Raw genomic sequence first — 17504 nt, 5'->3', positions numbered from 1 at the left:
GCGGCTCTGCGTTGCTTGTGCTCTGCTCTGCGGGCCTTACGGGTCGAGGAGCCAGACGGCGATGATCTTTTGGACTTCGGTGATGGCCTTGTCAAGACCGTCTTTGAGTTCGGGCGTGTTGTCCACCTGCCGGAACAGCAGTATTCGCGCGTAGAAGTCCTGTTCCTGCCCGGTGAGGAAATCCAGTAGGTAGTCCTCGCCGTAGACGGCGCGGATCAGTGCCTCGGCCTTCAGCGGTTCGAATCGGGCGTCTGCTCGATGCTTCTTCCAGAGCCGCTTGGTGAAGGCCGCCAACTGTTCGCGGTCGAGATCATCGCCGAAGTGGTCGAGCACGATCTGGGCGAACAGGCAGAAGGTGAAGATCAGGTGCGTCATGCGCGTCTCGAAGCCGAGCTCGTCGGACAAGCGGCGGGCCTCGGCGCGGTCGCCGCGCAGGCGGGCCTCGGCGTGCGCGCGGTAGGCCGCCGCGATCTCGTCTTGGTCCACCGCCCTCACCCTTCGCACCAGCGTCTGGCATCGTTCCAGACATTCAGGCCGTGGCGTTTGAGTGTCTCGGCGATGTCACCTTGCATGGTCCAGCGCAGCGAATCCTGATCGGGAACGTGGACCTCGGGCTCACCGCCGAGCAGGCCCGTCGGGTAACCGAAGATCCGCCCGCTGTCGTCACTGCCGTTGTCGGCGAAGGCCACCCAGAGTTTCGGGGCACTGGTCATGGTGCCGAAATAGATCAGCCCGTCACCGATCTCGGCTTCGCCCAGCACGGTCATGGCCTCCCCGGCCGGAACCGAGACCGCGCGGACCGGCAGCGGGATCGAAGACAGCGCGCGAGCATAGGCCGCGCGGACCCGATGCGGCGCGGTTCTCCCTACCCCCATGCCGCACCCCCGGCAAGGCGACCGGTGGTCTGGCCGGACGCATCGAAACCCCACTCCCAGTCCCGGACGTAGTCCGAGACCGATGCGCGCGACTCAGCGCGGGCGAGCTGCGCCCCGGCCGGGGCGCGGGCCATCAGGACATGACGGTCGCCGGGTGCGGCTGGCCGCCGAGCACATCCGCGGGCCACTGACCGAGAAGCACGTTCATGGGTTCCCGGGCGTGAAGCGCATCCGCCGGTCTCCTGAAGGCCATGGGGTTTCTGAGTTCCCCGGGGCTCTTCGAGTGCGGGCTCGACAGGCGCGGGCTGGGCGGCGGTGCCTCTGAAGACCGCGAGGAACCACCGGGCCAGATGAATCCACAGCGACCAGACCGGGCCGGCCTCGCGGTCGAGTGCGTTCCGGGTCTGGGGCCGGTGGGCGTCGGCGAGTGGGACCGAGTCGATCATGAACCGGTCCCAGGCGTCCTCGCGGAGCCGGCTGAACCGGTACCCGCCCGTACCGCCCTCGGCATCGCCGCCGTCGCCGTGTCGTTCGGTCCGGTCGGTGCAGCCCGGCCGTGGCCTCGGGAGCGTGAATCCTGAGCCGCGGCCACCGCCATGCCCGCCACCGCGACGGTCCCGCGGGCGCGGCGGTTCGGTGTCGATGTCGTCTTGCGGGTCCCGTGAATCCTGTTCCCAGGGCGGGATCGGGTCGGGGAGCTCGTCTCGGCGGTGGCGACCGGTGCGGCGGTCCTGGCGCCAGCCCGATGTGCCGTAGGGGCCGGGGTCTTCGGGATCGTGCGGGCGGTCGGTGTCGATGATCCAGGTATCGCCCGGTCGGTGGCGCAGGTGCGGCGGCTCGTAGCGCGGACTGGCCGGATCGGAGTCGGGTGCTTGGAGGTCGCACAGGTCCGGCCGCGTCTGGTAGCGGTAGGCGCCGGGCGTGGCCGGGTCGGGTTCACCAGAGGGCAGGAACAGGCGGCGGTCCGCCCAGTCGTAACAGCCGTCCGGGCCTTCGATCAGGCCCGGATTCTCCGGGTGTGGGTACTGCTGCGAATTTCGCTCTTTCGCCTCGGGGCGATTTTGGCGTAGTCTGGCAGAGACCAAGGAGGGTCTCCTTCCGTGGTTTGCGAAGGTGGGTCGCCCCTGTCGCCAAACAATGCGGCGACCCACCGGCCATATTCGGTTGTGGCGCTCGAAGCGCGTTCATTGAAGTTGGCACAGCTTTCCCGCGCCGTCAACCAGCGACACGCGCATGGGTCCCATCGCGACCGTCCGCGATGGTCAGAATCGGTCACGGGCGGTCCTCGTAAGGCCGATCCATTCCTCTCGTAACACCGCCGAGCGATGGAATGCGGCCCGCGACTCATTCCCACACTCTGCGACAAGGCCCCGATGCCTCGTTCAAGCGGACAAACGAGTGGAGGACCGGCCAAACGGCCGGTCCTCCACTCGTTGCTTCAATGTCCTTGAGCCCCTGCGACGCTCGGATGTATCTCCTGGCAGGCGGGAGTGTTTCGACTTCGAGGTATTGCTGGTAAACTGGCCGGTCAAGCCGTCCTCGGCGAAGCCGGCGAGCCGTTCAGCGGTTCGCGCTTCCGCCGACCGCCATGTCCCCGTGGCGATCACGGCCATACCGAACCTTGCCCCTGTGGAGCTCGGGGAGGCCCCCACCGGCCTCCCCGAGTCTTCCCACCAAACAGAGCAAAGTCTCTGTGTCCGCGCCCGCTTCCGTCGCTAGCGGAAGCGCGCGGTGTAGATGTCGCCGTCGCGCACCCAGGCCAGCTGGAGCGCCGCGAACATCTCGTCCACGATCTCTTCGTCGGGCAGCCCGTAGAGCTTGCCCACGCTGCGGCCCCGGTAGTGCCACAGCAGTCCCGCCTGCACCTGCCTCGCGTCGGCGAAGTGCTTGCCGCACGCGCCGGCGCACCGGTATATCGCCTGGCCGTTCCTGTCGTACTCGATCGCCATGACCTGCTGGCACATAGAGCTCCGCAGCTTTCCTGCCGCGGCTGCCTGCAGCAACGTCTGGGTCTGAAGACGTTCCACCATGGCACCCAACCCCTCTCCGGGCGACGATCGAGACCTGTCGCCGGGGTGCGGCCCGGCGCGGTTCTGTAACGACTTAGCGAGATCCGGTTGTGAGATGTGGGCCCCAGTGCGACGAACGCGGTTGCCGTCCAAGGAGTCGCATCACACGGCCCCTTGGACGGGTCCCCACCGAGCATCGCGCCGAACGCCGGTTAGCGGTTTTGAGTCTGCGATCACGATCGCACATCTCAAGCCGAAGTGTCTATGTGCAGTATCACATTCATCCTAGCATGCATTCACACGGGGCGGATGCACGTGCAGATGCCTGCGAAGAGGACCGTGCAGGCTACCGTGCGTAGTGTGCGACACTGGGCTGGACCAGCAAAGGGAACGTCGGAAACACCCGATACGCGGCCTTTCACGCTGAAGAACGGCCGCCGCCGAGACTCGCTTCGGATCCGTGCGCAGGTCACACGAAAGATCGAAGTACCGGCCGGTTCGCCGGCCATTGGTGGAAGGAATTTCGATGGACAACGCACGCAACGGAATGCCCGCCGGGGAACTTCCCTCGTCGATCACGTGGCAGAAGAGCAGTCGCAGCGGCCCCAACGGAGGCAACTGCGTCGAGTTCGCCGCGCTGCCCGACGGACAGGGCGTCGCCGTCCGCAACTCCCGCGACCCCGAGGGCCCGGCCCTCATCTACACGATCGCGGAGATCAAGGCGCTCCTCGAGGGCGCCAAGGACGGCGAGTTCGACAACCTGATCGCCTGACAACGGAGCGCATCACCCTCGCTCCACTCTCGCCCTGGCGGGGAGACCCTCCGGTTACCCTGTCAGGGTGAGCTATTCGTCCCTGGGCGCCTCTCCATCGATCGACTGGAGGTGAGAGGCACATGAGTGAGCCGACCCCGACCGGGAAGAGCACCGGCGGCCCCACCGCACTGCGCATGATCCTGGGCGGCTACCTCCGCCGCCTCCGCGAGTCGAAGAACATCACGCGCGAGGACGCGGGCTATGCGATCCGCTCCTCGGAGTCGAAGATCAGCCGCATGGAGCTCGGCCGCGTCGGCTTCAAGGTCCGCGACGTCGAGGACCTGCTGGAGATGTACGGCATCACCGACGAGGACGAGCTCAGCCGCCTGCTCGCCCTGGTCAAGGAGGCCAACCAGCCCGGTTGGTGGCACCGCTACGGCGACGCCCTGCCGAACTGGTTCAGCGCCTACCTGGACCTGGAGGGCGCCGCGTCGATGATCCGCACCTACGAGGTGCAGCTCATCCCGGGCCTGCTCCAGACGCGCGAGTACGCGCGGGCGCTGCTCATGCTCGGCTTCGGGCACACGCCGCTCCAGGAGATCGACGACCGCGTCAACGTGCGCCTGTCGCGCCAGAACATCCTCACCAAGAAGGACAACCCGCCCATGCTGTGGACGGTGATCGACGAGGCCGCGCTGCACCGCCCGTTCGGCGGCAGGGAGGTCATGCGCCAGCAGATCCAGGCGCTCATCAAGGCCTGCGAGATGCCGAACGTGCGCATCCAGATCGTCCGCTTCTCCTCGGGCGCCCACTCCGGCGCCGGCGCGCCGTTCACGTGGCTGCGGTTCGGCTCGGAGGACCTCAAGGACGTCATCTACATCGAGCACCTCACCAGCGGCCTGTACCTCGACCGCGACGACGAGGTCGACGCCTACCAGGCGGCCATGGAGCACATGTGCGTGCAGGCCGCCCAGCCCGCGCAGACGCCGGGCATCCTGCGCGAGATCCTCAAAGACCAATACTGAGCGTGACGACGCACCGCGTTGTGCGACGGACGAGTTTCACTCTTTCGAGGACATATATTTCTTGGCACGGAAAAGGCGCGCGGCGTGCCGCGCGCCTTTTCCGTGCTGGTCGTCAGGGCTTGCGGGCGACGCCGCACATGATGATGCGCTGCCACTCCTCGAGGTCCTCGACCGCCGGGACCTCCCGGTCGGGCTCGCCGGGGAACCAGCGGGCGGGGTACTCGATGCCCGGCTCCACCAGCGGCAGCCCCTGGAAGTGCGCCTCGATCTCCTCGGGCGTGCGGATCCATCCGTTGCCGAGGGCCTGGATGCAGGACCGCTCCATCCGCTCCTGCTCCGGGTAACCGGTGTCGGCGAAGTCGGTGATGTGCAGGTAGGACCCGCTCGGGCAGGCGTCGATCAGCGTCTTGACCCACTCGCCGGGGTGCTCGTCGCGGTGGAAGTGCATCATCAGGCCGACGACCATGAGGCCGATCGGGCGGTCGAAGTCGATCATCTTCCGCACGTCGGGGTGGTCCAGAATGCTCTCGGGGTCGCGCAGGTCCGCGGTGACGATCGTCGTCGACTTGTCGTCCGCCAGCAGGGCCCGGCCGTGCGCGAGCACGATCGGGTCGTTGTCGACGTAGCAGACCTTCGCGTCCGGGTTGACCGCCTGGGCCACCTGGTGGGTGTTCTGCATCGTGGGCAGGCCCGCGCCGATGTCGAGGAACTGGTCGATGCCTTGGCGCGCCACGTACTCCACGCCCTTGGCGAGGCCGCGGCGGTTGTCCTGGCTGGCCTTGCGGATGTCGGGCACGTACTTCGCAACGAGGGCCGCTCCTTCGCGGTCGACCGCGAAGTTGTCCTTGCCGCCGAGGGAGGCGTCGTAGACGCGGGCGATGGCGGGCTTGCTGATGTCGAAATCGGGAACGTACGGCGGGTCTTCGCCGGAGATGGTGGGTGCTTCGTCACTCATCGGCACAACCTCTTCATCGAAGGAACGTTCAGATCATGGTACGACCGATGAAGTCGCAGGAAAAGTGCGGGACCGGCCCGCACTGGAGTACGGAACGGTTGGTGCGCAACAAAATCAGACATCACATCGGCATCATGCGTCGCACTGGTGCCGATGTGGACACCTCGGCCGAGGCATCGCCTCCCGGGCGGCGGCAGAGGACCGTCTCGCGCACATGGGAACACTTACCTATAACCTATAACCTATAACCGGATTATAGGATATAACGGCCGTACTGTGCGCATGCGGGCGCTTCCGTGCGGGCGTCGCTCGCACCGCGGCGACGCGAGGCCGTCCCGCACGAATGCGGGCGCCTCCGCCGCGAGCATGACGCCTGCGGGGTCGTCGGTAGACCGTCCTCGCGAATGCGGACCCCTCCGCCGGGGCTTACTCCTCGGTGTCGGCCTGGCCGGCGGCCTCGGGGTTCGCCTCGACCCACTCGCCCACGGTGTCGTCCTTCAGCGCCTCCCACAGGCTGGGGGCGAGCTCCTCGTCGACGGCGACGCCGGACGGCCCGCCGCCGACCGTCGGCATGGTCATGAAGACGATGTCGTCGCTGCGCAGGTGCATGAACTCGATGCCGGTCTCGACCGCGTTGAACTCGGTGTCGACCTTGACCGCGTCCGAGACCGACTCGATGAACGCGGTGAGCTTCGACTGCGAGGTGACGACGTCGGCCGTCACCGCCGAGTCCATGATGGCCTTGATGAGCTCCTGCTGGTGCCGCATGCGGTCGAAGTCGCCGCGGGCGTACTGCTTGCGCTGGCGCACGTAGTCGAGCGCCTCCTCGCCGTTGAGCAGGTTCGGCCCGGCCTCGAAGTAGCGGTACGGCGGGTGGATCGAGGTCACGCCGCTCTCGTCGTAGTATGCGTCGGCGTCGGCGTGCTGGACGTTCATCTCGACGCCGCCGAGCGCGTCGACGACCTCCACCAGGCCGTCGAAGTCGATCTCCACGACGTGGTCGATGCGCACGCCGGTGAGCTCCTCGATGGTGCGGACGGTCAGGTTGGCCCCGCCCCAGGAGTAGGCGGCGTTGAACTTGGCCTCGGTGCCGGTGTACTCGGCGTACTTCGCGTCCGGCTCCTCGGGGATGGGGACCCACATGTCGCGCGGGATCGAGACCCCGTACGCCTCGGTGCCCGCCTCGTTGACGTGCATGACGATGCAGGTGTCGCTGCGGGCGTCGTCGCCTTCCTTGCGGGCGTCCGAGCCGAGGACGACGACGTTCATCGCGCCGGTGGTCTTCTCGGGGCGGTCCTCGATGTCGCCGAGGTCGAAGGCCCGGTCGAGGTCGTCGTTGGCGCCGTGGGCGGTGGACCACACGGCGGCGCCGCCGCCCGCCGCGGCGAGGGAGGCCACGAGTCCGACTGCCGAGCCGATCAGGCCGCGCCGCGTCGGCCCGCCGGCCGCCGCCGGGGCGACGCGGGCCCCGCCGCCGTCGCCGCCGGGAACCGAGGCGCTGCCCCGGTAGTTTGAACCGGAATAGGTCATGCGCCCAGCTTACGCAACGCCCGCCCCTCGGCGCTGACCGCGCGTGCCGCGACGGGGTGTCACCGTGGTTACACGCGTGGCGTGCCGTCCGCCTCCCGCGAGGCGGTGGCGAAGAAGTCGATGGTGGTCTTCAGGCCCTGCTCGTAGTGCACCTGCGGCTCGTATCCGAGCAGCTCGCGAGCCGCGCTCAGGTCGGGGCGGCGGCGCTCGGGGTCGTCCGAGGGGCGGTCGGTGTAGTCGATCACCGAGGCCGAGCCGGTGAGGCGGATGATGAGCTCGGCGGTCTCGCGCACCGTCAGCTCGTACTCGGTGCCCAGGTTGACCGGGCCGTACTCGCCGGACTCCAGGAGCATGACCAGGCCGCGGACGAGGTCGTCGATGTAGCACAGGGAGCGCGTCTGCGAGCCGTCGCCGTGGACGGTCACGGGCTCCCCGGCGAGTGCCTGGTTGATGAAGGTCGGCACGAAGCGCCCGTCGTCGGGGCGCATGCGGGGCCCGTAGGTGTTGAAGATCCGCACGATGGCCGCGTCCAGGCCCTTGTGGCGGTGGTAGGCGGCCACGGCGGCCTCGGAGAAGCGCTTGGCCTCGTCGTAGCAGGAGCGCACGCCGATGGGGTTGACGTTGCCCCAGTAGGACTCGGGCTGCGGGTGGACCAGCGGGTCCCCGTAGACCTCGGAGGTGGAGGCGAGCAGGAATCGCGCGCCGTCGGCGAGGGCCCGGTCGAGCGCGTGCAGGGTGCCCACGGAGTCGACGCGGAGGATCTCGACCGGCAGCGTCGCGAAGTCGACGGGGCTGGCCGGGCACGCGAAGTGCAGGACGGCGTCGAAGGGCTCGTCGCCGACCGCGAGGCCCTCGGTGACGTCGGCCTCGACCACGGTCAGGTGCTCGTGGGCCGCGAGGTTGTCGCGGGAGCCGGTCGAGAAGTTGTCGACGGCGGTCACGTCGCAGCCGCGCATGAGGAAGGCGTCGACGAGGTGCGAGCCCACCAGGCCCGCGCCGCCCGTCACGAGTACTCGGCTGCCTGTTCCGTAAGAAGTCATCAATTCCCCAGATTATCAGGGTTCCCCCGGTGTTCACCTGCTCGTAACCGGTCAGTATGCCCCTCGTCGGCGCAACACTACCGCCACGGTGCGGAAGAGGATCTGCAAGTCGGTCGTCAGCGACCAGTTGTCGACGTAGTACAGGTCCAGGCGGACCGCGTCGTCCCAGGACAGGTCGGAGCGGCCCGAGACCTGCCACAGGCCGGTGATGCCGGGCCGCACGAGCAGGCGGCGGCGGACGTCGCCGAGGAAGTCGCCGTTCTCGGCGGGCAGCGGGCGGGGGCCGACGAGGCTCATCTCGCCGCGGACGACATTGATGAGCTGGGCGAACTCGTCGATGGAGGTGCGGCGCAGGAACCGGCCGACGCGGGTGATGCGCGGGTCGTCCTTCATCTTGAACAACAGGCCGTCGGTCTCGTTGTGCATCATGAGCGCGGCCTGGCGGTCCTCCGCGTCGATGTACATCGTGCGGAACTTCCAGCAGCGGAAGGTGTCGCCCTCGCGGCCGACGCGCGACTGGCGGAAGAAGACCGGGCCGGGGCTGTCGACCTTGATGGCGATGGCCACGGCCAGGAACAGCGGGGACAGGATGATCAGCCCGAGCACCGACCAGGAGATGTCGAGGATGTTCTTGATGAGCCAGCCGACGCCGGAGATCTTGGGCTCCTCGACGTGGAGGAGCGGCAGGCCCTCGACGGGGCGGATGTGGACGCGGGGCCCGGCGATGTCGGTCAGCTGGGGGGCGACGACGAGGTCGCGGCCGGTGCCCTCGAGCTGCCAGGCGAGGCGGCGCAGGTCCCCGGCCTCGGCCGAGGCGGTGCCGCAGACGGCGAGCGTGTCGGCTTCGAGCTGCTCGGCGCAGGTGACGACGTCGGTCCCGGCGAAGACGGGGACGGGCGTCTCCAGGTTGCGCACCGACGAGGCGCCCTCGGTGACATAGATGCCGACGGGGACGAGCCCGGCGGCGGGGGCGCGGCGGACGGTGCGGTAGACCTCCAGGGCCTCGGGGTAGGAGCCGATGAGCAGGACGCGCTGGACGGCGCGTCCGGCCTCGCGCATCTTGTGCAGGCCGAGGCGGGCGCCGTAGCGGCAGGCGGCGATGAGGATGGCCCCGGCGGCGAGGATGACGGCGACGGTGGCGCGGGAGACGTCGGCCTTGAAGGTGAGGGCGAGGAAGGAGACGAGGGCGAGCATGAACAGGGAGGCGCGGATGACGCGCTTGAACTCGTCGTTGCCCAGGCCGAGGTAGCGGCGGTCGTAGGCGCCGGTGCCCCACAGCGTCAAAAGCCAGGCCGTGGGCAGCAGCAGCCAGACGGTCAGGTAGTAGAAGGCCACCTGCTCGTTGGTGTGGAACCCGGCGTGGGAGTGGGGGGTGAGGTTGACGGCGACGGCGGAGGCGGCGAGGGCGGCGAGCAGGTCGACGCCCACCAGCGCGGCCTGGTAGGAGCGGTGCCAGTTGGAGGCGCGGACGAGGCGGCGCCACGCTGACCGGGTGACGCCGTTGGTGACGAGCTGTGGATCTCCGTCCTTCTGCGTACCACCCACGTAGGTCCCCGTCCGTTCGTACTTCCCGGCTGGGTATTGCTCTGCTGGGCGTTCCAGGCTCGTAGCCACTGCACATCCCTGCGGTCGTCAGCTTACGGTGGAGGTGAGTGTCCGCGGGGGAGATCGAAGCCGTCGACCTCTACCGGGGGGCCCGCCGACACGGTACCGACAACCTACACCTATTCGCAGGCTGAGGTATCTTCGGCCGATCGGAAAGCCGTGCGCGCCACCCGGAGGACCTGTGAGAATCGTCATCGCCCACAACCGCTACTCATCGGCCCAGCCGTCGGGCGAGAACGTGATCGTGGACTACGAGATCGGGGCGCTGCGGGACGCCGGTGTGGACGTGGTGCCGTTCCTGCGCTCGTCCGATGAGATCAGTGAGCTTGCGCCGCTTGAGAAGGCGGCGCTCGCCCTCTCCCCGGTGCACGCGGCGGGCACGCAGCGGGAACTGGCCGCGCTGCTGGAGCGCGAGCGGCCGGACATCCTGCACCTCCACAATCCCTATCCCCTGCTGTCGCCGTCCGTGGTGACGACGGCGCACCGGGCGGGGGTGAAGGTGGTGCAGACGGTCCACAACTACCGGCACGACTGCGTCAACGGGCTGTACTTCCGCGACGGGCACGACTGCCGCGACTGCCACGGGAAGCGCTGGAACGCGCCGGGTGTGCTGCACGCCTGCTACCGGGGCTCGCGCCCGCAGAGCGCGATCATGGCCGTGGCGCTCGGCGTCCACCGGGGCACGTGGAGGACGGTGGACCGCTATGTGGCCCTGACCGACGCGATCGCGCAGTTCCTGCGGGGCATGGGCATCGACGACGAGCGGATCCGGGTGAAGCCGAACGCGATCGCCGACCCCGGCGAGGTCCCGCTCGGCGAGGGCTTCCTGTTCGGGGCGCGGCTGGTGCCGGAGAAGGGCGTGGAGCTGCTCCTGGAGGCCTGGGAGCGGGCCGATCTGCCGGACGGGAGGCTCCGCATCGCGGGCGACGGCCCGCTGCGCCCGCTCGTGGAGGCGGCCGGCGGGAGGAACGGCGTGGAGTACCTGGGGCAGCTCGACGCCGAGGGCATGCGGGCGGCCTTGGCCGATTCGGCGGCGGCGGTGATCCCCTCGATCTGGCAGGACATCCTGCCGACCAGCGGGATCGAGGCGCTCGCGAGCGGCAGGGCGGTCGTCGCCACCCGCATGGGCGGCGCCCCGTTCATCGCGGGCGCCGACACCGCCGCTCCGGCGGGGGTGTCGGTGGAGCCGACGCCGGAGGCCCTGGCGAGGGCCCTGGAGACGGTGGCGAAGGACCCGTCGTACGCGGCGAACGCCAGAGCCCGCTACGAGTCGGTCTTCTCCCCCGCCGTGGTCCTGGACCGCCTCATCGCCATATACGAGGAACTCCTCTTATCCATGGCGAAGCGCCGCCGGCCGGCGGGACGGGCCCCTCTGCTCCCGCCCCGCCGGCCGGCGGCTCATTTCATTCCTCAGGAGCGAAGTCGCGGGCGAGGTGCAGGATCTGGATCGCGGCCAGGCCGTATTGGGATATGTCGTTCGTGCCGCCGTCCGGCCACCACTCGGTGGTGTTCAGCGTCTCCTCCACGGTCTCGGTCTCCCGCGGCCCGTGCGCGTAGCTCGGGGAGTCCCCGGAGTCGCGGAACATGTACCAGGCGTGCTCGGCCTGCTCCTCGTCGCCGCTGCGGGCGTAGACGAAGGCGTTGGCGCGGGCGTAGGAGGGCAGGAACAGGTCGCCGAAGCGGCCGCCGTACTCCTCTTCCTGCGCGTCGCGGCCCGCGGTGTAGAAGCGGGAGTACTTGAGCCAGTCCTCCTCGAACGCGGGCATGTCGATCTGCTGGATGAGCTCGGCGCAGATCTCGATCCGGCCGAAGGAGTTGGCGAGGTTCGAGCGCTCGACGACGGGTTCCTCGGCGATGGCGTACCTGCCGGTGTCCATGTCGTACAGCGCCGAGCCCTGGGCGAAGCCGTTGGGCTGGGCGGCGATGGTCTCCATGGTGCCCAGGACCTTGTCGCGGCAGAACTCCCAGTCGGGGCCGCGGCGCTCCCATTCGGTGAGCCACGCGGCCACCAGGGCGGCCCAGCTGGTGCCGAAGCCGATCTCGATGGCGTTGCGGTCGGGCACCCACGGGTCCTCGGGGTCGCGGATCTTGCGCCCGGTGTCGAGGATGAGGGCGGTCTCCTCGCTGCCCGAGAGCATGTGGAGGAGGTCGCCGGTGCGCTCGTCGGCGGTGAGGTAGTAGAAGTAGCGCCGGTAGTTCGCGTTGGAGACGCGGACCTGCTTGGACGAGTCGCCCCAGTGCTGGACGCCGTGGCGGGTGCCCAGCCCCGCCCATTCGCCGATCTGGTAGCAGTTGACCTCGCTGGTCTTGCGGGTCATGGCCTCGGCGAAGCGGAACATGTCGGCCCGGTTGGTGTGGAGGTAGGCCATCCAGAACATCTGGTCGGAGGAGATCTCGGAGTTGTCCCAGGCGTAGCCGCCGACGTCGTAGCGCCAGATCCTGCGGTCGCGGTCCTTGGAGTGCATGACGTCGCCGAAGTCCCAGAAGCCGTACCAGTGGCGCTGCTCCTGCTCGGTGCGGTAGTGCTCGAACAGGAAGTCGATCATGTCCTCGACGTCGGACTTGACCGGGGTCGAGCGGTCGACGGGTCCGAAGAGCCCCCCGAAGGCACCGGCGGCGCTCATGTGCGCGGCGGGCGCGATCACCTGCGGTTGGGCGCGGACGACGTCGGCCATGTACCCCAGGCGCTCGCGGTCGGGCGTGGCGTCGGTGACCCAGAACTGGAGCTCGGTGGTGCGGGCGATCCCGCTGGGGGTGCCGAAGCCGGGCTCGTAGTCCTCATAGGTGATCTCAAGGGCGTCGAGCTGCTTCTCGTAGGTGTCCTCGCCCATGCCGTCGTGGTAGAAGCGGGTGTCCATCGGCTGGGCCTCAGGGGACCACATCCACACCGTCACCGTTGCCTCGTCGGTGTGGGCGCCTCGGATGTCGAGCCCGGTGGGATGCCGCTGCCAGAAGTCCTTCATGCCGAAGCCGAAGCCGCCCGAGGGGCCGCCGACGTAGCCGAAGCCGGAGGCGCGGTGGCCCTGGTCGACCGGAACCCACGCGTGGCCCTCCTTGGTGCGCTTCTTGATCGCGAAGCCCTCCGAGTTGAGGTGGGTGAGCGAGTAGTCGCCCCAGTTGGGGATCCAGTGCAGGCGGGTGGTGACGCGCTGGTCCCAGGTGGCGGGGTCCGGTAGCGCCCGACCGGCGAGCTGGGCCTCGCGCACGGCCTGGCCGGGGTCGCGCCGCAGGCCGGTGATGCCCTTGACGGCCTCGGTGAGCTGGCCGTGGCCGTCGCCGACGAAGCGGACGTGCCGGTCGTACAGCTCGTCGGTCAGGCACACCTTGAAGCGCACCCCGAGCCCGGCGATGAACGCGTTCGAGCCGTCGGAGTCGTAGATGAAGGTGTGGACCATGCGGAAGGACTCGCCGCCGGAGTAGAAGTACAGGCGGACGGTGAACGGCAGCCAGGACTTGTCGCGGCCCTTGGTCTTGCGGTGGTGGCCTTCGACGCGGATCACGGCGCGCACGGGCCCGTCCTGCTCGACGGCGACGTCGTCGATCTTGCTCTCGTAGCGGTCGCGGCTGACCGAGCCGGTCTCGGGGTCGGGGGCCTCGTCCTGGGTGATGTTGACCAGGTGCCCGTGCTTGACGATCGTGCGGTTCCCGCGCTTGATGTGCTTGATGAGGTCGGTGCCCTTTTTGTTGATGCGGGCGGTGATGACGCCGGTGTCGACGTCGATGTGCTGACCGGCCTCGGAGACGGTGACCGGGAACGCCGGGGCGGTGGGCTCTCCGGCCGAGAGGGTGAGGGTCTCGGCCTTCGCGGCCGGCCCGATGGCGTGGCCGGTCCACTTCAGCGAGCCGTCGGGCCAGTAGGCGAGCGGCCAGGTCTGGAGCGGGACCGTGGCTCCCGAGTCGTCGACCATCTTGAACTGCTGGTCGCCGGGGAACGTGCCCTGTCCCCAGGGGACGCCCCAGGTCGATCCGGGGGATTCGGGCGGGGCGCCCTCCAGCCAGACGAGGTCGACCGACTCGGGGGCGGCGCCGGTGCCGCCGGTGCCTTGGGCGTGCGCGGGGGCGGCGTCGATGAGGGCCGCGGCCGCGGCGACGCCCGCGCCGGTGGCGAGGACGCTGCGGCGGCTGAAGCCGCCCTTCGGTTCGTCAACGGAGGGAAGGGATTGGAGTTCCGGTGAAGGGTCGGACATGATTCCTCCAGGGGTTCCGGCTCAGGCCGGTTAAATCGTTTTAACTTCTCGAGGATTCAATATAGCCACGCATCGATCGGTAGTCAACAGATGGCGGAGATTCGAGCCCGCCCACTCCGCTCACGAACGGACGGCCGCATGCGCCGACACACCGGCCCAGAGGTGCGCGCACCGCCTTCATCTACCTCGAATACAACGGCATATGACTCATATCCGCAGGTGAAGTCCACCCTTGCAATCTACATTCATCTATGTTTGTATATGTGGAACGATGCGCCCTGTCGTGTTCGAACGCGAGGGCGCCGACAGGCCCGGTGCCCGCCGCGAGCAAGCGCGGTGGACGGAAACGGGCTTGAACGTTTCAAACCACATCTTCAGCAGGCATCTTTGGAGCAACAGTGAAAACGTTTACGAGACTGCCGGTCGTCGCGGCCGTCATCGGTCTCATAACCGCCGCGGCGGCCTTCGCCGTCAGCACCTCGGCCGCGCAGGCGGCCGCCATCGACACGAGCGCCTGGTACCAGATCGTCTCCCGGCACAGCGGCAAGGTCCTCGACGTCGACCAGGGGTCCACCGACAACGGCGCCGCCATCGTGCAGTGGACCGACAACGACAGCACCAACCAGCAGTTCCGGTTCCTCGACTCCGGCGACGGCTACTACCGCATCCAGGCCCGGCACAGCGGCAAGGTCATCGACGTCTACGAGGCGTCCACCGACAACGGCGCCGACCTCGTGCAGTGGACCGACAACGGCGGCGCCAACCAGCAGTTCCAGGTCGTCGACACCGACAGCGGCTACGTCAAGCTCATCAACCGCAACAGCGGCAAGGCCCTCGACGTCTGGGAGCGGTCCACCGCCGACGGCGCCCGCGTCTCGCAGTACGACGACACCGGCGGGGACAACCAGCAGTGGCGCCTCGTCGAGGTCGACGGCGGCGACGACTCGCAGCAGCCGCCGGACGGCGAGCGGCAGATGGAGGACCTCGGCCGCGGCGTCGTCGCCGTGCGGTCCAGCGACACCGACGTCCTGGTCAGCTGGCGCCTGCTCGGGCTCGACCCCGACGGCATCGGCTTCAACGTCTACCGCTCCACCGACGGCGGCTCCTGGACCAAGCTCAACGGCGGCGCCTTGACCGGCGGCACCGACTTCGTCGACGACGACGCCGACCTCTCGCGGTCCAACCGCTACCGGGTCGCGGCCGTGATCGACGGTGCGGAGCAGGAGCCGAGCGAGCCGTTCGAGCTGTCGGCGAACCACGCCGAGGAGCCGGTGGTCCGCATCCCGATGCGCGACGGCGGGGCGGTCAAGTTCGCCTGGGTCGGCGACCTCGACGGCGACGGCGATTACGACTACGTGGTCGACCGGCAGACCTCTCCGCAGTCGATCGAGGCCTACACGAACGAGGGCGAGTTCCTCTGGGAGGCCGACCTCGGGCACAACAGCACCAACCAGGACAACATCGAGCCCGGCTCGGCCACCATCGACGTCGGCCACAACGACGGCGTGACCGTCCAGGACCTGGACGGCGACGGCCGCGCCGAGGTCGCGCTGCGGATCGCCGACGGCGTCACCTTCGGCGACGGCGAGACCTTCGAGTACTCCGACGACGACCACCAGTTCATCGCCATCCTCGACGGGCAGACCGGCGCGGCGCTGGACACGGCGCCCGTTCCCGACGACTACATCGACGACGGCCCGCTGGCCGCCCGCTTCGGCGTCGGCTACCTCGACGGCGTCCACCCCAGCCTGGTCGCCTTCATGAAGAACCGCATCGGCAACGGCGGTTTCAACCTCATGATGAGCGCCTGGAGCTTCGACGGCGACAACGTCGACATGCAGTGGAAGTGGCTGCGCGGGAGCCGGAACGCCCCCGACGGGCACAACAGCCGCATCATCGACGTCGACGGCGACGGCAAGGACGAGGTCGTCGAGATCGGCTTCGTGCTCAACGGCGACGGCACGCTGCGCTACTCGCTGGGAGACGAGGGCATCGTCCACGGCGACCGCTACCACATCGCCGACATGGACCCGAGCCGTCCGGGCCTGGAGGGCTACGGCGTGCAGCAGCGGAACCCGAGCGGCCTGCTCGAGTACTACTACGACGCGTCGACCGGCGAGATGCTCTGGAAGCACTACGGCAGCTCGGACGAGCCCGCCGACGTCGGCCGCGGCATGGCCGGCGACATCGACCCGCGCTTCCCGGGCATGGAGGTCTGGTCCTTCTCGGGGCTCTACAACGCCGCCTCCAACGAGCTGACCGAGCCCGACACGTCCCTGCGGCCGTGGCCGCAGCTGGGCCTGTGGTGGGACGGCGACATCACCATGGAGCTGCTCAACTCCGGCAAGATCGAGCAGTGGGACCCCGAGCACCCCACGCCCACGAACAGCCTGCCGAGGCTGGAGTCCACCTGGAATTACGGCGCGGTGACGGCCGCCCAAGGCGGGCCGACCCTCGTCGGCGACCTGTTCGGCGACTGGCGCGAGGAGGCCGTGTACACCAACGCGGACTACAACGAGCTGATCATCTTCACCACCGACGTCCCGACCGACATCCGGCTGTACACGCTGGCGCACAACCCGGCGTACCGGAACGCCATGACCGAGCACGGCTACATGCAGTCCCACCACGTCGACTACTTCCTCGGCGCGGGCATGGAGGAGCCGGAGACCCCGAACATCACCTACTGACCGGTCGCGGCCGCCGCGGTGAGAGGCGCGGCGGCCCACCGGTCCGCCGACGCGGCGTCCGCCCGCCGAATGTTCACGGCGGGCGGGCGCCCCCGCGCGCGGGCTCAGGGGACCGCTCGCCCGCGGGGCTCCGTCATTGAAACGTTACGGGTCGGGGCTTGACAGTGTTGGAAAGCCCGTTCTATCGTGGCGAAATCAAATGTTAAAACGATTTAAACGCCGTGTCACCGAAGTCGTCCGGACCTCCCCGAAGTTTCACTGCGGACCTGCAGGCAGAACGGTATGAATCGTTTCATCATCCGAGGGGCGTCCGGCCCCGAAGAACAACTTGCGGCGGCACATGACGAAGGAGCCGGTCAATGAGCGAGGCACTCTCGTATGCGAAGCGGGTGTTGGCGAGTCAGAGCATCGAGTTGCCGTCGTGGGCGTTCGGGAATTCGGGGACGCGGTTCAAGGTGTTCGCGCAGCAGGGCGTGCCGCGCGACCCGTACGAGAAGCTCGCCGATGCGGCGCAGGTGCATCGGTTCACCGGCGCGGCGGGCTCGGTCGCGCTGCACATCCCGTGGGACAAGACCGAGGACTACGCGCGCCTGGCGGCTCATGCGGCCGATTTGGGCGTGCGGATCGGGACGATCAACTCCAACACGTTCCAAGACGACGACTACATGCTCGGCAGCGTCTGCCATCCCGATCCCGGCATCAGGCGCAAGGCCACCGACCACCTGCTCGAATGCGTCGACATCATGGACGCGACCGGGTCGGACTCGCTCAAGCTGTGGTTCGCCGACGGCACCAACTACCCCGGGCAGGACTCGATCGCGGCCCGCCAGGACC

Annotated in this window: 12 protein-coding genes and 2 pseudogenes; 5 read left to right on the top strand and 9 right to left on the bottom strand. The window is 68.6% G+C overall.

What is annotated here, in order from left to right:
- Window positions 1–36: 36 nt before the first annotated feature.
- From H613_RS0122180 to H613_RS0122165, 4 genes are all read right to left on the bottom strand, one after another.
- Window positions 37–486, bottom strand: coding sequence for a hypothetical protein (locus H613_RS0122180; protein ID WP_026925492.1), 450 nt, complete (start codon window positions 484–486; stop codon window positions 37–39).
- A 5-nt stretch (window positions 487–491) separates the two neighbouring features.
- Window positions 492–875, bottom strand: a complete 384-nt coding sequence (locus H613_RS0122175; protein WP_156926208.1) for a hypothetical protein — start codon at window positions 873–875, stop codon at window positions 492–494.
- Window positions 866–1960: a hypothetical protein gene (locus H613_RS31195; protein ID WP_156926207.1), complete on the bottom strand. Its 1095-nt coding sequence runs from the start codon at window positions 1958–1960 to the stop codon at window positions 866–868. The genes H613_RS0122175 and H613_RS31195 overlap by 10 nt, the downstream gene beginning before the upstream one ends.
- Before the next feature lie 630 nt (window positions 1961–2590).
- Entirely contained in the window at window positions 2591–2839 is a 249-nt protein-coding gene (locus H613_RS0122165; protein WP_026925490.1) for a hypothetical protein, read from the bottom strand.
- A gap of 571 nt (window positions 2840–3410) precedes the next feature.
- Between H613_RS0122165 and H613_RS0122160 the strand changes: the two genes are divergently transcribed.
- Window positions 3411–3656 (top strand): DUF397 domain-containing protein, encoded by a 246-nt coding sequence (locus H613_RS0122160; protein ID WP_026925489.1) that lies wholly within the window; start codon window positions 3411–3413, stop codon window positions 3654–3656.
- A gap of 122 nt (window positions 3657–3778) precedes the next feature.
- Window positions 3779–4663, top strand: coding sequence for a Sco1979 family transcriptional regulator (locus H613_RS0122155; RefSeq protein ID WP_026925488.1), 885 nt, complete (start codon window positions 3779–3781; stop codon window positions 4661–4663).
- A 112-nt stretch (window positions 4664–4775) separates the two neighbouring features.
- Here the strand turns inward: H613_RS0122155 and H613_RS0122150 are convergent, their stop codons facing one another.
- The 4 genes from H613_RS0122150 to H613_RS0122135 all read right to left on the bottom strand — a co-directional run bounded on the left by H613_RS0122150 (window position 4776) and on the right by H613_RS0122135 (window position 9733).
- Entirely contained in the window at window positions 4776–5624 is an 849-nt protein-coding gene (locus H613_RS0122150) for an SAM-dependent methyltransferase (RefSeq protein WP_439330257.1), read from the bottom strand.
- Window positions 5625–6044: 420 nt separating this feature from the next.
- A complete protein-coding gene (locus H613_RS28445) occupies window positions 6045–7148 on the bottom strand; it encodes an LCP family protein (protein WP_051393700.1) in 1104 nt (367 codons plus the stop codon).
- A 68-nt stretch (window positions 7149–7216) separates the two neighbouring features.
- Window positions 7217–8188 carry an NAD-dependent epimerase/dehydratase family protein gene (locus tag H613_RS28440; RefSeq protein ID WP_051393699.1) on the bottom strand — a complete coding sequence of 324 codons (972 nt, stop codon included), beginning with the start codon at window positions 8186–8188 and terminating at the stop codon, window positions 7217–7219.
- A gap of 51 nt (window positions 8189–8239) precedes the next feature.
- Complete coding sequence (locus H613_RS0122135) at window positions 8240–9733, bottom strand: sugar transferase (RefSeq protein ID WP_026925486.1); 1494 nt, start codon at window positions 9731–9733, stop codon at window positions 8240–8242.
- Between the two features lie 241 nt (window positions 9734–9974).
- On the opposite strand from H613_RS0122135, the pseudogene H613_RS32300 reads away from it, so the two are divergent.
- Window positions 9975–11153: pseudogene (locus tag H613_RS32300) on the top strand (glycosyltransferase family 4 protein); the annotation flags it as partial.
- Window positions 11154–11196: 43 nt separating this feature from the next.
- Here H613_RS32300 and H613_RS32295 read toward each other — a convergent pair.
- The gene (locus H613_RS32295) at window positions 11197–13980 is read right to left on the bottom strand and encodes an exo-rhamnogalacturonan lyase family protein (protein ID WP_245598640.1); all 2784 of its coding nucleotides are present in this window, start codon (window positions 13978–13980) and stop codon (window positions 11197–11199) included.
- 398 nt (window positions 13981–14378) lie between these two features.
- Between H613_RS32295 and H613_RS28430 the strand changes: the two genes are divergently transcribed.
- Both H613_RS28430 and H613_RS0122110 read left to right on the top strand, forming a co-directional pair.
- Window positions 14379–16670 (top strand): rhamnogalacturonan lyase family protein, encoded by a 2292-nt coding sequence (locus H613_RS28430; protein ID WP_051393698.1) that lies wholly within the window; start codon window positions 14379–14381, stop codon window positions 16668–16670.
- 359 nt (window positions 16671–17029) lie between these two features.
- A pseudogene (locus H613_RS0122110) lies at window positions 17030–17504 on the top strand (L-rhamnose isomerase); the annotation flags it as partial.

It is taken from the genome of Glycomyces arizonensis DSM 44726 (genome assembly GCF_000482705.1).
Classification (GTDB): domain Bacteria; phylum Actinomycetota; class Actinomycetes; order Mycobacteriales; family Micromonosporaceae; genus Glycomyces; species Glycomyces arizonensis.
This window is presented reverse-complemented; position numbering and strand designations above follow the sequence as displayed.

Bases quoted from the DNA above. Each gene is read 5' to 3' on its own strand.
- H613_RS0122175 (WP_156926208.1), bottom strand. From the start codon at position 875: ATGGGGGTAGGGAGAACCGCGCCGCATCGGGTCCGCGCGGCCTATGCT.
- H613_RS0122165 (WP_026925490.1), bottom strand. From the start codon at position 2,839: ATGTGCCAGCAGGTCATGGCGATCGAGTACGACAGGAACGGCCAGGCG.
- H613_RS0122160 (WP_026925489.1), top strand. From the start codon at position 3,411: ATGGACAACGCACGCAACGGAATGCCCGCCGGGGAACTTCCCTCGTCG.
- H613_RS0122155 (WP_026925488.1), top strand. From the start codon at position 3,779: ATGAGTGAGCCGACCCCGACCGGGAAGAGCACCGGCGGCCCCACCGCA.
- H613_RS28445 (WP_051393700.1), bottom strand. From the start codon at position 7,148: ATGACCTATTCCGGTTCAAACTACCGGGGCAGCGCCTCGGTTCCCGGC.
- H613_RS28440 (WP_051393699.1), bottom strand. From the start codon at position 8,188: ATGACTTCTTACGGAACAGGCAGCCGAGTACTCGTGACGGGCGGCGCG.
- H613_RS32295 (WP_245598640.1), bottom strand. From the start codon at position 13,980: ATGTCCGACCCTTCACCGGAACTCCAATCCCTTCCCTCCGTTGACGAA.